The 15,403-nt window shown below is 64.7% G+C and carries 9 protein-coding genes; 3 read left to right on the top strand and 6 right to left on the bottom strand.

Annotated features, from left to right (window positions below; all coding sequences use genetic code 11):
* Nucleotides 1–30: 30 nt before the first annotated feature.
* Both LC092_RS07445 and LC092_RS07440 read right to left on the bottom strand, forming a co-directional pair.
* Complete coding sequence (locus LC092_RS07445) at nucleotides 31–1,188, bottom strand: lipid II:glycine glycyltransferase FemX (RefSeq protein WP_224805821.1); 1,158 nt, start codon at nucleotides 1,186–1,188, stop codon at nucleotides 31–33.
* Between the two features lie 56 nt (nucleotides 1,189–1,244).
* The gene (locus LC092_RS07440) at nucleotides 1,245–2,486 is read right to left on the bottom strand and encodes a hypothetical protein (RefSeq protein WP_224805820.1); all 1,242 of its coding nucleotides are present in this window, start codon (nucleotides 2,484–2,486) and stop codon (nucleotides 1,245–1,247) included.
* A 280-nt stretch (nucleotides 2,487–2,766) separates the two neighbouring features.
* Here LC092_RS07440 and fabI point away from each other — a divergent pair, with 280 nt between their 5' ends.
* The 3 genes from fabI (at nucleotide 2,767) to yghX (ending at nucleotide 6,998) form a co-directional block, all read left to right on the top strand.
* A complete protein-coding gene (gene fabI, locus LC092_RS07435) occupies nucleotides 2,767–3,531 on the top strand; it encodes an enoyl-ACP reductase FabI (RefSeq protein WP_224805819.1) in 765 nt (254 codons plus the stop codon).
* A 17-nt stretch (nucleotides 3,532–3,548) separates the two neighbouring features.
* Entirely contained in the window at nucleotides 3,549–5,912 is a 2,364-nt protein-coding gene (locus LC092_RS07430) for a DUF3141 domain-containing protein (RefSeq protein ID WP_224805818.1), read from the top strand.
* Between the two features lie 165 nt (nucleotides 5,913–6,077).
* Entirely contained in the window at nucleotides 6,078–6,998 is a 921-nt protein-coding gene (gene yghX / locus LC092_RS07425; protein ID WP_224805817.1) for a YghX family hydrolase, read from the top strand.
* 45 nt (nucleotides 6,999–7,043) lie between these two features.
* On the opposite strand, the gene LC092_RS07420 is transcribed toward yghX, so the two are convergent.
* The 4 genes from LC092_RS07420 to LC092_RS07405 are packed head-to-tail and all read right to left on the bottom strand — an operon-like array spanning nucleotide 7,044 to nucleotide 15,044.
* Nucleotides 7,044–10,739 carry a hypothetical protein gene (locus tag LC092_RS07420; RefSeq protein WP_224805816.1) on the bottom strand — a complete coding sequence of 1,232 codons (3,696 nt, stop codon included), beginning with the start codon at nucleotides 10,737–10,739 and terminating at the stop codon, nucleotides 7,044–7,046.
* Nucleotides 10,708–11,661 (bottom strand): hypothetical protein, encoded by a 954-nt coding sequence (locus LC092_RS07415; RefSeq protein WP_224805815.1) that lies wholly within the window; start codon nucleotides 11,659–11,661, stop codon nucleotides 10,708–10,710. Before LC092_RS07415 ends, LC092_RS07420 begins: the two co-directional genes overlap by 32 nt.
* Nucleotides 11,654–12,679 carry a hypothetical protein gene (locus LC092_RS07410; protein ID WP_224805814.1) on the bottom strand — a complete coding sequence of 342 codons (1,026 nt, stop codon included), beginning with the start codon at nucleotides 12,677–12,679 and terminating at the stop codon, nucleotides 11,654–11,656. Before LC092_RS07410 ends, LC092_RS07415 begins: the two co-directional genes overlap by 8 nt.
* 4 nt (nucleotides 12,680–12,683) lie before the next feature.
* Complete coding sequence (locus tag LC092_RS07405; RefSeq protein WP_224805813.1) at nucleotides 12,684–15,044, bottom strand: hypothetical protein; 2,361 nt, start codon at nucleotides 15,042–15,044, stop codon at nucleotides 12,684–12,686.
* Nucleotides 15,045–15,403: the final 359 nt, after the last annotated feature.

Raw genomic sequence — 15,403 nt, 5'->3', positions numbered from 1 at the left:
CCCGGCAACCTCATTCGGCGGGACCGCACCCTAGCGGCCAAGTCGAACGGGAAGCAGTTGGGCAAGCGGCTCGCGCAGCCGATCACGCGCATCCCGAACCGCCATAGCCAGTCGCCCGATCACCGCCTCGTATTTGCCGCTGGCGATGACATGCGCGGGGCGTTCGTGGAGGATCACCCCGGCCTTTCCGACCAGCCCGCGCTTGAACTGATGCAGGGGACAGGTCGCCGAACCGGCACCGCCAAGCGCATACCAGCGCATCGCCGGGTCGCGAGACAGATGGCAAAGCACCGCCCATTGCAGCGCATACCCTGCCCGCGTCGGCAATGCGTCGTCCGCCGTCGCGCCGTAGAGGAATGCCGCCGTGTCGCCGCAACAGTCGACCACCGCCATGGCAAGGGGAACGCCGTCCTTGCGGGTGACGAACATGCGCGGGCGCAAGCGCGTCAGCGGATTGGCCAGTCTGTGCGCCAGGGTGTCGATCGGCGAATAATCGACGAACTTCTTGCGTGCCAGCATCTCGCGATAGAGGCTGAGAACCTCGTTCAGTCCCGCCTCGCCCTCTACCAGTTCGGTTTGCAACCCGGCCGCTTCCGCCTTTTTGAGGTTGTATCGCCATTTCTGGGAAAAATTCGCCCGCATCGCGTCCGGATCCAGATCAACCCTTGCGAAATATCGCAGGGGATTGGCGAACGGGGCCATGCTCTGAAAGCCGATCCGCTCCAGGGCCGCGACCGGCGCGTCCTGAAGATCCGGCTCGGGCCGGGGCATGATCATCAAATACCCCTTTTTGCGCCGGCACACCTCGTCTGTCACCGCTCGCAAGACCAGCTCGAGCGTTTCCGGGGTCACGGCTTTGCCGCCTCGCCGCCATACGGGGCCCCAGCGCGCGGAGTTGATCGTCAAGCCAAACACCGGCACCTTCACCAGACGCAGCAGCACGCCGCCGGTCAGTTCGCCGTTTGCGTAGACGGCAAGCCGGCGCAATTGCTCCGGCGCCCGGCGCACTTCGTTGAAGCTCTGGAGCTGCTCCTGAACCGCGTCGTCGAACCCGAGCACCAGGCGGTCCCAGTCCTCGGCGGCAACGTCTTCCACCCGCACATCGGCTCCCCTTGCGGCGGACACGCCACCGTCTGCCATCGAGGGCACAGGGCTTTCCGCCTCCGACGCCAAATCGCGATGGAACATGACCTGTTTCGCCGTCGCCAACGACCGGTCTGTCGCTCGATGCATGTCAAACCTCGCTAGAGACTGTCTTTGGCAAAACGGCCCGGGTGTATTTTCCACATCCGGACGAGTTTGCCGATGCCGGGAAGAACATCGAGGATCGCAAGAAGACCGGGCAGCGGATCGCGCCAGTCGAAACCGACATCGAGTTGCGCCCGCCAACGGGCGCGAATGGCCCGCCCGAGCCAGCGGCAGGCTTCCCCGTTCGAAACCTGACCTTGCCGCCAGGCGACCTTGGCGCCAAGCAGGTCGCCCGCGAGCCAGCAATAGCGGAGCGGCGTGCGTGGCGGCCGCGGCGCCGGCTCGTGTCGCCGATCGAGCGAAAGACACACATCCAGCAGCCGGTCGGTCAGCTCCAGTCCGCAGGCCGCGGGGATCGCGTGATTGCCCGCAAAGCGGGGATTGATCTCCAGAAAACAGGTCGCACCCGTTTCCGGATCCACCAAGAATTGCGCGCAGCCGATCCCGGAATAGTCAAGCGCCTCGATCATCGCCGCGGTGTATCTGCCAAGGTCCGGGTCGGTCGCCCCGGCCACCCCTTCGACCGCCAGCCCGGCTCCGTCGAGCCGGTCGGTGCGGCTGATTTCCACATGCAACAGGCTGTCGATCCGTCCGTCGCGTGCCGAGAAATAAAGGTTCTGTCGCGGCCCCGAGGCCCGGCGTTGCACCAGCAGCGCAGGGTGCCCCTCCGGCCAGTCCGGCAAGAGCAGCTCCAGCGCGGCGCGGTCCTCCACCGTCACCGCCTTCTCGCCGAGCAGGCGGTGAGACGAGGAGAGCGAGCGAATGACGACCGGAAACCCAATGCGTTCCGTTTCGCCGATCAGCTCCGCATAGTCGCAGACTTCCGCGAAAGGTGCGACCGGCACGCCGGTGGCCTCGGCGATGGCCATCATCCGCCGTTTGTCGAGGCAGGCCTCTACCAGTTGCGGCGCCACCATCATCGCCGTGACCCCGCTCGGCAGGACGACCTCCCCGCGGGCGAAGAAGCGCACATAGGGCTCCGAGACCGGCACCACCAGGCGAATGTCGTCGCGCCGCGCCAGCACCTTTGACAGCGCGTGAGCGAAGGCGGCCTCATCCTCTTCGAGCTTCGGATGGGTCCAGAGGCGATCCACATGACGCGACAGCGCCGCCCCGCGTTCGAAGCCGTCGAGCCCCGTTGCCACGCGGTAACCGCGCGCCCTGAGTTCGCGGGCAATCACCATCGTCGGGCGATAGTTGCCAAGAAGGAGCGCATATTGGCTCTCACGTTCGCTCAAATCTTCACCCGCTGACAAAACCGCTCGATTGTCGCCCCCCGGAAATCAACGGCGGGTTGCGGTCACTTCCTCCAATATCGGCATATAACTTGAAGTGTTCGTAAACAGTCGGGATCCAGGCTGTCCGACCCTGCGATCCGCCGTTGTCACGCCATGGCGGACAACAGACACGCCTTCACGCGTTCCCTTCGGGAACACGAGCGGTTCTCTTCACGATTGCGACATGTTTTTCGGTCATGCTGCGCTGCACCACGACCGAAAACAAACCCTGGGCCACTCCATGTTCTCCCTCAAAGGCAAGCGCGCGCTTGTGGTCGGCATCGCCAACGACCAGTCCATCGCCTGGGGCTGCGCGCAGGCGTTTCGCCGCCAGGGCGCCGATCTGGCCGTCACCTATCTGAATGCCAAGGCGGAGCCGCATGTGCGGCCGCTGGCCGAAAAGCTCGGCGCGGAGATCGTCGCCCCGCTCGACGTCACCGAAGACAACGAGATGGATGCGGTGTTCGAGGCCATCGAGACCCGCTGGGGCAAGCTCGACATCCTGCTTCACTCCATCGCCTATTGCCCGAAGGACGACCTGCACGGCCGGGTGATCGACTGTTCGCGCGACGGCTTCGCCACGGCGATGGACATCTCGGTGCATTCGTATCTGCGCATGATCCGCCGGGCCGAGCCGCTGATGCCGCATGGCGGGACCTGCATGACGGTGTCCTTCTACGGGTCTGAAAAGGTCGTCGACCATTACAACATAATGGGCCCGGTCAAGGCGGCGCTGGAATCGGTGACCCGCTACGCCGCCGCCGAACTCGGTCCCAAGCGCATCTCCGTTCACGCGCTGTCGCCCGGACCGCTCGCCACCCGCGCAGCCAGCGGGATCGATCATTTCGACGCGCTGATGGCGGCCAATGCGGCCCGCACCCCGAGCCGGCATCTGGCCAGCATCGAGGACATCGGCGCCTATGCCGCGTTCCTCGCCTCCAACGAGGCGACCAATGTCACCGGCGGCATCCACCCCATCGACGGCGGTTATCACATCGTCGGCTGACGCATCGAGGTTTCGACATGCAAGACCGCCTTTTCGAGCAACGCCTGCAGGATGCCGAGCAGTGGAACGAGGCGGCCGCGCGCCAGCACCGGCTGTGCCAGACCGCCTTCAAGCGCCATGCGCGCCGCCTGCAGCAGACCTCCGAGCAAAGCGGCGCGGCGGCCGAGGCCGCCTGGAAGGGTCTCTTTGCCAGCCTGGCGCAGCTCGCAACGCCCGACGCCCTGCTGCAGGCGGGCGCGGATTATGCGACAGACGCCGGCCAACGGGCGCTCCTCACCCTCGACACCTTGCGCAAGCGGGGCGACATCTTCATCTCCCATGAGGCCGCCGGCGCGCCGCCGGTTCTCATTTATGACTATGAGACGGTTGTCGACGGGGCCGACCTTCCCCGCCCCTGCAACTACATGCTCTTGCAGATCACGCCTCCGGCCGGCGTCGAGGTGTTCGACTGGAAGCGCCCCTATGTGATCATCGACCCGCGCGCCGGCCACGGACCGGGGATCGGCGGCTTCAAGCCGGACAGCCAGGTGGGCGTCGCGCTCAAGGACGGTCACCCGGTCTATTTCGTCGCCTTCCGTCCGATGCCCGAACCCGGGCAAACGCTCGCCGATGTCACCGACGCGGAAGCGGAGTTCCTGCGCGAGGTGCATCGCCGCCATGCCGAGGCGCCCCGTCCGGTCGTCGTCGGCAACTGCCAGGGCGGCTGGGCCACCGCCATTCTCGCCGCCACCAACCCGGATCTGACCGGCCCGATCGTGCTGAACGGCGCCCCGATGGCCTATTGGTCGGGCCGGCTCGGCCAGGACCCGATGCGCTACAGCGGCGGCATTCTGGGCGGCGTCCTGCCCGCGCTCGTCTCCTCCGATCTCGGCAACGGCGTCTTCGACGGCGCGGATCTGGTGATGAACTTCGAGACGCTCAATCCCGGGCGCACCTGGTTCCGCAAGTATTACGACCTCTTCGCCACCATCGACGACGGCGACACCCGCTTCCTGGAGTTCGAGAAGTGGTGGGGCGGTTTCTACCTGATGAACGAAGCCGAAATCCGCTGGATCGTGGAAAACCTCTTCGTCGGCAATAAGTTGTCGCGCAACGAGGCACGGCTGGAAACCGGACGTCCGATCGACCCCAAGGCGATCCGCGCGCCGGTCATCGTCTTCGCCTCCCACGGCGACAACATCACGCCGCCGCAACAGGCGCTGAACTGGATCGTCGACACCTATTCCGACGAGCGCGAGATCGAGATCTGCGGCCAGCGCATCGTCTACATGGTGCACGAGCAGGTCGGGCATCTGGGCATCTTCGTGTCCTCCTCGGTCGCCCGGCGCGAACACACGCAGATGGCCTCGACGCTGAAGACCATCGAGGCGCTTCCTCCCGGTCTCTACGAAATGACCATCGAGGATATCGTCGGCAAGGGGCATGAGAAGCGCTTCACCGTCTCCTTCCACAAGCGCCGGTTTTCCGACATCGAGGCGGTCGGCAACGACGACCGCGACGAGGAGTTTGCCTTCGCCGCCGTGGCGCGGCTGTCGGAGAATATCGCCGAAGCGTATGACACGACGCTGCGGCCGCTCGTCCAGGCAGGCGTGAGCGCGCAATCGGCCGAGGTCACGCGCGCCCTGCACCCCTTGCGCCTGCAGCGACGCCTGCTCGCCTCCGCCAATCCGCTGATGGCGGGATCGCGTTCCATGGCCGACCAGACACGCGCCAGCCGCCGTCCCGCCGATCCGCACAATCCCTTCCTGACGCTGGAGCGGCTTTGGGCGGACACGGTGGAAGAAGGCTGGAACCTGGTGCGCGACTTGCGCGCGATGGCGACCGAAATGACCTTCCTGTCGCTTTATGCCAGCCCGATCGCGGCCTGGTTCGGCGCCGACCACGCCAGGAAGCGCGCGCACAAGCCGCAAACGGAACTGCGCAACCTGCGCGAGGTGCTGGCGGCACTCGACCACACGGAGACCGGCGGCTACGCCGAGGCGGTGGTGCGCATGCTGGTGCTGATGGCCGACAGCCGCGGCACCGTGCGCAACGACCGCCTGCAGCGCTCCACCGAGGTGCTGTCGACACACGCGCCCTTCGAGGCCATCGACCCGACCGCACGCGCCCGGCTGATCCACGAACAGACGCTGATCGCCCACTTCGAACCGGAGCGCGGCTTGCTCGCCCTGCCCGACCTGCTGAAGACGCCGCAGGAGCGCGCAAGGGCGCTGGAAACGGTGGAATATATCGTCGGCGCGCCGGAGGAGATGGAGCCGCGCACGCGCCAGCTGGTTGCGCGCATGCACGAGATCCTGTCCATCCCCGCCGATGCGCCGCTCTCCGGGGGCAAGCGAAACACCGGGGCCAGCAGGACGAAAAAGGCAAGCCGCACTTCGTAACGCGGGTCCTACAAGACGGACACCGGATCGCGCGACGCAACAGCCTGTGCAAAACCGCAAGAGATCTGGCCTATTCGATCCGCCATCCCATGTTCCTTCTGACAGGTCGGCCGGGCGCAGAACCCGGCCACCTGACAGGGACCTTTCAACGAAGGCAGGAACACAATGGACGATCTCGGCACGCTTTCCGGCGGCACGCAACAGCGCAAGACCGCCCGGGACTTTCCCCAGGAGTTGCTCGAACTCTACGACTTCTATGCCCATGGCATTATCGACCGGCGCACGTTTCTCGACCGCGTCGCGAAATTCGCGGTCGGCGGCCTGACCGCGACGGCGCTGCTCAGCCAGTTGTCGCCGAACTACGCGCTGGCCCAGCAGGTCGCGCCCGACGACAGCTCCATCGAGGCGAGCCGCATCACCTATCCCTCGCCGAACGGCCATGGCGAGGTGAACGGCTATCTGGTGCGCCCCGCCGGCGTGACGGACAAGCTGCCGGCGGTGCTCGTGATCCACGAAAACCGCGGCCTCAACCCCTATATCGAAGACGTCGCGCGGCGCATGGCCAAGGCCGGCTTCATGGCGCTGGCCCCCGACGGACTGACCTCGGTCGGCGGCTATCCCGGCTCCGACGACAAGGGCCGCGAACTCCAGCGCACCGTCGACGGCACCAAGCTGATGAACGACTTCTTCGCGGGCTTTGAATATCTGCTGGCGCGCGAGGACGGCACCGGCAAGGTCGGCGCCGTCGGCTTCTGCTATGGCGGCGGCGTGGTCAATGCGATCGCGGTCGCCTATCCGGAACTGGCCGCCGGCGCGCCTTTCTACGGCCGCCAGCCGGCCTCAGAAGATGTGGCCGCCATCGAGACGCCGCTCTTGCTGCATTACGCCGGGCTCGACGAGCGCATCAACGCGGGATGGCCCGACTATGAGGCCGCGCTGAAAGCCGCCGGCAAGACCTACACGGCCCACATCTATCCGGATGTGAACCACGGCTTCCACAACGACACGACGCCGCGCTACGACGCGGAAGCGGCCAAGCTTGCCGAAGAGCGCACCATCGCCTTCTTCAAGGAACACCTCGGCTGACCGGAAGCAGGCGGCCGGGCGACATCCGTCCGGCCGCGCTGTCCATCAGCATTCGACGAATTGGCTTTCGTCCATCTGGCCGACCTCGACCAGTTCGGCGATGGCCACCCCGGCCGATCCCAGATAGCCGACGACCTGCAGCACCCCGCCAATGAGCGCGGGAATGAAATAGGTCTTGTCCTGCACGTCCGGGATGAACAGGATCCGCCCGATCTGGCCGGGAATGATGTTGGTCAGGGCCCGGGACAGGCCGAGCTTGGCGAGCGTGTCCTTGTTCTTCGTGTCGTTGTAGTTCCACGCCACCATGATCATGTTGGCGACGCCCCACAGACAGATGGTGATCTCGCCCGTATAGACGCGCGGTCGACCGCCCGGAACGAGCGCCAGCACGAACAGCCCGCGCGTCGGACCGCAGATGAGCTGGGTGATCCAGATGGTGCCGCCGAAGCCGGGATCTCCCGCCGGACAGCTCGGTCCGGGCGATCCGGGCCGGATCAGCCAGGGCATGGTGGCGAAAGTGGTGGTGTAGCGCAGCAGCACGGCGGCAAGGCCGGCGAGCGACTTGCCCTTCGGCTTCCAGGTTCCGACGTAATCCTTGATGTTCGTCGGCAGTTTGGAGGGTTTGTCGCCGCTCACGGCGGCTGTGGCACTCAAGAATCCCGTCAGATTGTCGGTGAAGATCCGCACGCCCATGGCACCGGCATAGACGCCGAGCGCGATCTGGGCGACGACCTTTTCCTGACTGGCATCGAAGGCAACCGCTTTCTGCGTCTGGATGCCGAACTTCGATTTCAGCCAGTCGACGGTGATGTAGTTCTTGTAGGCGTCAAGTGCTGCCTGATCGGGAAAGGGCGCCTTGTTGGTCGCCAGCTTGTAGATCAGCGTCGTGGGAATGGCGATCAGATAGGAGGCGATCTGGCTGACGCGGATGGACAGCGTCTTGCCGGTGAAGAACTTGTAGAGCTGGGAGACGATCGGGATCTCCCACTCCGCGAACAGCACGTCGCGGAACGCCTCCACCACGTCTTTGATCAGGTCCATCAGCACCGCGATGACGCCCTTCGCCGCATCAAGCGCGAAGAGCGCGACACTCTCCATCACCTTGACGATGCCGCTCATCAAGAGGTTGAGCACTTCGTTCGGATTGTCGCCGATGGCGGTGAAATATTCGATCGCCTCGTTGAAGGCCTCCTTGCCGTCGCCGAACTGGAAGTTGTCGGCCAGATCCTCCAGCATCGTCACCAGGCCCTCCAGCGGGCTGGAGAGCGCGGTCTGGGTCATCAGCGAGACGGAGGTTTCCCCCTTCTCGCTCGCGTTGCCGCCATTTTCCTCATAGGCGTTGGAAAACAGGTTGTGCTCAAGCTGATAGGCCTGGTCGTCGGTCATCTCCTCCTGCTTGGAGAACTGGTCGTAGGTCGGGTTGTCCGCCTTGTTGAGTTCCTGGACGAAACTGTCGACCGTTGCCTTGAGGCTGTCCTTCATCGTGTCGATGCCGCCGAGGATCATCTGCTTGACGTGCTCGACGCCCTCGACGGTAAAGTCGAGCATCACGCGGGTGTTGTGCTCGACCGCCTCCGCCGTGCGCACGAAATCGCCGATGTTGAACAGGAACGCCAGCCATTCGAACAGCTGCTTCAGCTTCACCTTCAGCCAGTTCCACACGCCTTGCACGAAATCGAAGGCCTGCTGCGCGAACTCTATGATCGCCTCGAACACCTTGCCGGCGATCTCGAACAGCACCCGCCCAATGCCGTCGACGATCTCCACCACGATCTTGACCAGGCCGTCGACGACGGATTTGGCCGCATTCTTGATGCCATTCCAAACGTCGCCCCAGTCGATGCCGAGAAAGCCGGCGACCTCCGCGCCGTCGGCGCTGGCGGCGCGCATGGTCTCAAGCTTCGACACCTTCCAGTCGGCGACCTCATCGAGCGTCATCGCCTGATACTGCGGAAAACCGGAGGAGAAATCGATCGCCCAGGTGGTGCCGTTCATCGCGGCAAGGTCGAGCTTCGGACTGAAGGTGCGCGCCGTGCGCCCGCGCCGGACCGCGTGATAGGCGACCTTCTTCGCCTTGACCTCCTGCTGCCCGGCGATCTGCATCGAGGACTGGGTGATCTGTTGCAGGCTTTGGGCATATTCGTCGCTGCTGCGGTACTTGGCCGGCAGCAGATAGGCGCCCGAGGCGTCCTTGGCGTTCTTGATGTCGTCGACCGACAGCGTTTCCAGCTTCTCCTGCAATTGCAGGTTCGGCTCGACCGCAAGCGGCGACCCGGCAAGCGTTGACGGCGTTTCGATGTAGAGGGTGGCTGCGGCGAGCGCATTGGCGCGTTGATAGATCACCACCTTGCCGTTCGGGCCTGTCTCGACCCCCACCCTGTTGAGCTGGCTGCACCGGTAGGAGCGCCCGTCGACGAAGAGCGTCACCAGGAAACTCGCCTGGATCGACACCTTGGCGAAGGGCATCGGCATGCCCTCATTGTCGAGCACGACGAGTTCCAGCGCGTGGGTCTCCACCGGCACCATCTCGTTGTCGCCGCGAAAGAGCGTGACATGTTCATCGAACCACTGCTGCGAGGTCGGCGACTGCCAGAAGCGCGTGAGCTCGCCGCCGGCCGACACCGTATAGGCCTCCGCATAGCCGGCGAGGTCGCGGCCGACCGCGAAGATCGAGGCCTTGGATCCCGCATCGCTGGGGATCTCGTTGCCCAGCGGAAACAGCGTGTTCCAGGCGGGCTCGGCGGAGCGTCCGCTCCCCGGCACCTGACCGGCGCGCCACAACCGCCCGTCATCGCCGATGCCGAAGACCTGCAACAGCCCGTCAAAACAGATCGAGGCATAGATCTGCGTCAGCCTCACATCCTGCGCCGCATCGACATAGATCCAGTCATCGAACTGCTTGAGGGTGCCGGACTGGTACTTCCTCTGCTTCTTGAGCAGCAGCTTGCCGGTGTCCTTTTCCACCGCGAAAATGTTGAGCCGCTGCTCCTGGTCGACAACAACATAAAGCGCCGTCGCCTTCTTGGAGCCAAGCACCCTGAGCGGGGTCGCGCGGTTCGCCTGTTCGCAATAAAGAACCTCGTAGTTCTTGCTGATCGCCAGAATGGACGACTGCACGACGCTGTTTTCCACCATGGCGATCGAGAGGACCTCGGCCTGGGTCCCGCCCGGCCCCATCAGCGGCGCCCAGACGGGGCCGTTCCATTTGTCCTCGCCGGGGGTGAAGAAGTTGTTGGCCAGCAGACCGAAGCTCTCGCCGGGAACGTCGAGCATCACGTTGACGTAGATGTTGCCGTTCGTCGCCCCGCGCACCGCCCGGAACTGGCGAATGGTCTCCGTTGCATCCTCCGGCTTGGTCTCCTGCTGGAAGTAGGTGTCCGTCGTCGACTTGTAGGAGGCGAACCGCAGTTGGCCGTTGCCGCCGAGCGACAGGATACTGGGCGTATCGCTGCTTTCGGAAATCGAGGAATAGAGAAAGAGCTGGCGTCCGGTGATCTTCAGGTTGGTGTCGTGATAGGGCGCCTCGGCGTTCTCCCCGCGGCGCAGGCGGTAGATCTCGTCGTTGGTGCCGATCGTATAGAGGTCGAGGTTTCCCGCGACATTCGGATAGGTGCGGATGTCGGTGCCGCCGAGCGCGGGCTTCGACAGCTGGAACGTCTCCATGTACTTCGTGCTTGCGCGCGCCGCCGGGAATTCTCCCGCGGACAGTTCAGCGAATGCGGATCTGGGCATGAATGTCATGGGAACCTCCTGAAATCGAAGATGAAATAAACGGCGTCGGGACATCCTCCGGCAGCCCGTCCCGACACCGGCGCGCCGCCTGAAGGGCCGGCGAGCGCCACAGCGGACGCCCGTGCGCATTGCAGTAGAGCGGCTGGTCGTCCTCATGCGCTCCGGGAGCCGCATGCGGTGCGATCCGCTCCAGCGCGGGGGCGAGCGCGCGACCGCCGGCCGCGACCGCACGCGCCAGCGCCTCGGCCAGTTCGCGGGGATGCGCATAAAAAGGCGCCAGCATGCGCAGTTGCGACAGGGACGGCGGATCCTGCGGCAAGGCGGCGGCGAGACGCGCAGAAAGCCGCGCCGCGAACCCGTCATGCGCATCCGGGTTGACACCGGCGGCGGCAAGGCTCGCCAGCACATTGAGATTGACGATCAGGTCGACCGGATTTGCCGGGGCCTCCGCCTCAAGCCACGTCCGGACCATCGGCGCGCGCACGAAAGGCGGATCGCCGCGACGCGGGGCACGAACGCCATGGCCGGCGAAAAGCCGGGCAAGGACCGTTGCGGCGTCTTGCGGCGACCGGCGTCCGCCGGCGATCAGCGCCATCCAGGCAAGCGCCGTGTCATCGGCATCCGCCGGCAGGCGAATGGCGAGCCGTGCAGTGCCGTCGGGCGGGTAGAAGGAAAACGCGCCGGGCACCTCCGGCACCGCGCAGGTCTCGACAAAGTCGAGCGCCCGCGCCAGCGCCCGGCGCAAGGCGACGGGCTGCGTTTCACACGCCGTCGCGCCTTGTCGGGCAAGCGAGGCCAGGATCAGCGCGACCTGCGCGGTAACGAAACAGGTTTCGTCTGCGACACGACCCTCCGGCCCCTCGACCGTGGAGGGAAAGGCGCCCGATGCGCATTGCAGGGCAAGAAGGCCGTCGAGATCCCCGTCACGCATGGCAGCCCTCGCCCGCGATGGCTGCGCGCGGCACCGCCGCATCGGGCGGCGACAGCGCGACCGTTGCGGTTGCCTGCAGGGGGTGCCCGTCAGCCAGCATCACGCCGACAAGCCCGTGTTCGGGCACGCGACCCTGCGCGTCCGGCCGGCTCAGCGCCTCGTAATCGGCCATCGGCCAGCCGGCTTCGGTTCCAATGCGCAACAACGCGGCCCGCCCCCGCGCCGGCGGGCCAAGCAGCGCCCGGGCGTTGGAATACCAGGTGAAGACCCGCGCCCGGCCCTGCGCATCGAAGGCGCAACTGAAACCCATGTCGAAGGAGGGCAACTCGAAGCGGACCGTGCGCTGCGTCAGCGCCGCGATGAATTCCACGACCTCCGCCCCGCGCTCCGCCAGCGCGAAGCGGCGCAGCAGCGTGTCAATCTCGGGCGGGAACAGCCGGCCGCAGCGATAGTAGAGCTCCACCCCGCCCGACACAGGATCGAGGCCGATCATCGTCAGCCGGATCTGCCGGCGCGGCAGCACCGCCGGCGCCCCGACGGTTTGCGTCTCGAACGTCTCCCAGGAACAGCCCTGCGGCACGTCGAGATAGAGTTTCTTGCGCAACTCCCCGTCGACGACGCGCAGGCCAAGCCAGCCGCCGTAGCGGCCAGGATGCTCCTTGCGCCACAGCGCAACGCGCGCCATCACATCGGCCTGCTCCGCCGTAAAAGGCTCCGCGATATCGGTGCGACAGGACCGCACACGCACGCCCGGCGAGGCATCCGGACAAGGGTCGAGGCTGACCCGCAGCCCCGGCGCCGGCCACACGACCGCCGCCTCCAGTGGCGCACCGGCCGGCGTAAGCCGGCTCGGTGCCGACGACGACGCGGAAGGCGCACACCGCGCCACCGCCGCTGCCAGCATCGCGGCATCGTCGGTGGCGGCCCTGGCAAGGCCCCGCAGCGCGGAAAAGCTGGCGGCCACCCCGCCGCCACCCTGGCCCGCGCCGACGCCATCCATGGACAGGGCGTCGGCCATTGCCCTAGCCCGCGACGCGCATATGGGCTGCGAGCGCCTCGGGCTCGATGCTGTGACGCACGATACCGGGCTTGACCGTGGTCGGCGGTAGCGCCGGCAATTCCACCGACAGCTTTCCTTCCACCTTCTGGTCCGTCAGCGTGCGCTGTTCGCCGTCGCTCTTCATCACGTAAACGGCGGTGTAATAGAACTCGACGAGCGGGTCGTCGCGCAGCCGCTGGACACCATAGTAGCGGTTGAGATCGTCGACCTGCGGCGTTCCGGCCGGGCTGAGAATGCTGAACAGCAGCAGGTTGTCCTGCGACCCGAGCGCGGTCGCCCGTTCCTCGCTGGTCATCTCCTCGCGCGGCTTGGTGAAGAAATCGGGAAGCGTGTCGCCAAAGCGTTCCTTCGCCGTTTTCTTCAACTGGAACATCGTCAGATTGACGCTGGCCACCTTGGTCCAGTCAATCAGGGTGGTGTCGACAAGAACGCTGTAATTCTCGATCGTATTGGTGATCGTCAGTGTCTTGTACTCGCTCGACTGCTTGTAGTTCGCGAGCGTGAAGTCGGTGCCGTCCGAGTAGAAGATCGTGCCAGCGATGTTGTAATAGGCCGAATTGGTGTTATCGACCGCCTGGAAGTTCCAGCGCGGCTCGGCGAAGCTGAGAAGTCCGGTCGGCTGCCAGTTCGACCAGGTGTTTTCAAACAGCCAGCTGTTGGGGTCGTTCGCCGGATCGAAATACTGGGCGTTGACATCGACCAGCAGGAGGTCCTGCGACTGATTGGCATAGTTGAAGGCGCGCAGGGTGAACTGGGTGAACAACCCCTTCGGATCCTTCACGAACACGATATCCGCATTCCCGGAGTTCGTGTTGTCGGGAGCGCTCGACAGCGCACCGGGCGGTTGCGAGATCACCTCGGAATTGTCCGCCATCTGGTAGCGCAGCCGATAGCTGTAGGCCTGCCCGATCGGGAGATTGTAGAAGCTGTCGAAAAGAACCGCACTCTCTTCGCCGTTTCCGGTCATCGTCTTCGTCTGAACGATCGCGGGACTGCCGGAGGGCGGCGCGAAGAAGAAGTCGATATTGACCGTCTTGACGGCGCCGTTGGGGGACGAGGCGGTTAGGAACGGAATGGACTGCCCGATAAAGCTGACCTGACGCGTGCCGAAGACATTCGGCGTGATGTTGATCAATGTGTCGGACGTTGTGACGGGGTCGCTCTGGAAGCTCGTCCCGTCCTTGAACGCGATGACATAGGAATAGCTGTACTCGGCGTTGTAAGACCCGCCGGAAAAGTCTCCCGGCGCTTCGTAGATCATCGACGACTGGTCGCCGTCCTTGACGATCAGCACGAAGGTGTTGTCCGTCGTGCGGGTGGGATAAGTCACGGTGACCGTTACGGATTCGGCGACCGCATCGCCATTGTCGGTACGGGTCAGCTGACCGATCAGGTTGAACACCACCGACAGCTTGCGGTTGTCGACCTTGATGAAGAGCTTGTTCCATTCCTCGCTCGAGAACTTGCGCATGAAGCTGGATACCGGCGTCGACCAGTCGATCACCGTGTCTTCGCTGTAGGTCTGCTCGAAGGAGGTTGTCGCCGACACCGGATTGGGGCCGGTGGCCATGGTCGCGGCGGCCGCGACGGTGTTCGCCACCTGGTTTTCCAGCGTCGTCCAGCCCCAGTCGCGCACGCGCTGCTCCAGCTCCTGCGTGCTGCCGGCGCCGATTTCCACATGCACCTCGCCCGCGCCCGACTGTTGCAACACCTGCTTGACGTCCTGCAGGACCCGTTTCTGGTTGCCCCAGGTATCGCGAACCGTCTTGTAGGTCTTCTCGTAGTGGATGGCGGCTTCGGCGACGTATTTGACCGTGGCCTTGGCGCCGAGAAGCTTGGTCAGCACCTGCATGTCGTATTCGATGCGGAAGGGCGAGGCGCCGCCGCCTTCGGAATAGGCGGCCTTGAAGGTGTTCAGCGCCTCCGGTGTCTCGAGCGGGATCTGGAAGGCCGCGACATTGGTCCCGTAGAGGGTGGGCTCGACCGCCAGAACCTCCGTCTCGCCCTCAATGTCATAGTAGAAATAGGCCGTGCCGCCGACCCAGGTGAACCCGCCCCAGCTGATGTCGTCGCCCAGCACCTGCTCCGCGGCCTGACGGGCCGCCAGCGGCTGGACGAGCTCCATCTCGAAGGTGCAAAGCCCCGAGATCCCCCCGCCGTTCTTGGTGTATTCGGTGATCGAGAAGGCGGGAGCGCCATTCAACGTCCGCAGCGTGGGAACCGGCACCATGTACCAGAGCTTGGGATTGTCGTGGTCCTGATAGACATAGACAACGCTGTTCGGGCCGTAATCGATTTCGCGCACTGTGGTGATGTCAAACATGGCGTCCTCGCATCGCGATAAATTAGAAGAATTTGAGAAATCTACCTATGAGAGAAGAGTGACATTCGACAACTCAACTTACAAGTGAATTTGGCCGGATGATGCTGAGTTTCTAATGCAACCAAAATAACAATTTTACACGATTTGCGTGTGTTATCAGTATAATTTTCTAAAAAATCTGAAATTTCCGAATTCTAATCCGCCGCCGCAGACCGCCGCGGGCGGTTCATCGACGTCTTGCCACCGTGCAAACGACACACGGCCAGACGCGCGCCGACCTCCGGGTCATGGCAAAGGGAAGATCATGATATCCGCAGCCGGCGAGGTTCTTGAGGTCCGGGCCAGGCGCCCGGCCGGCA

Source organism: Stappia stellulata (assembly GCF_020176715.1).
Classification (GTDB): Bacteria; Pseudomonadota; Alphaproteobacteria; order Rhizobiales; family Stappiaceae; genus Stappia.
The sequence above is the reverse complement of the archived record's forward strand: the minus strand, read 5'-3'. Positions and strand labels throughout refer to the sequence as shown.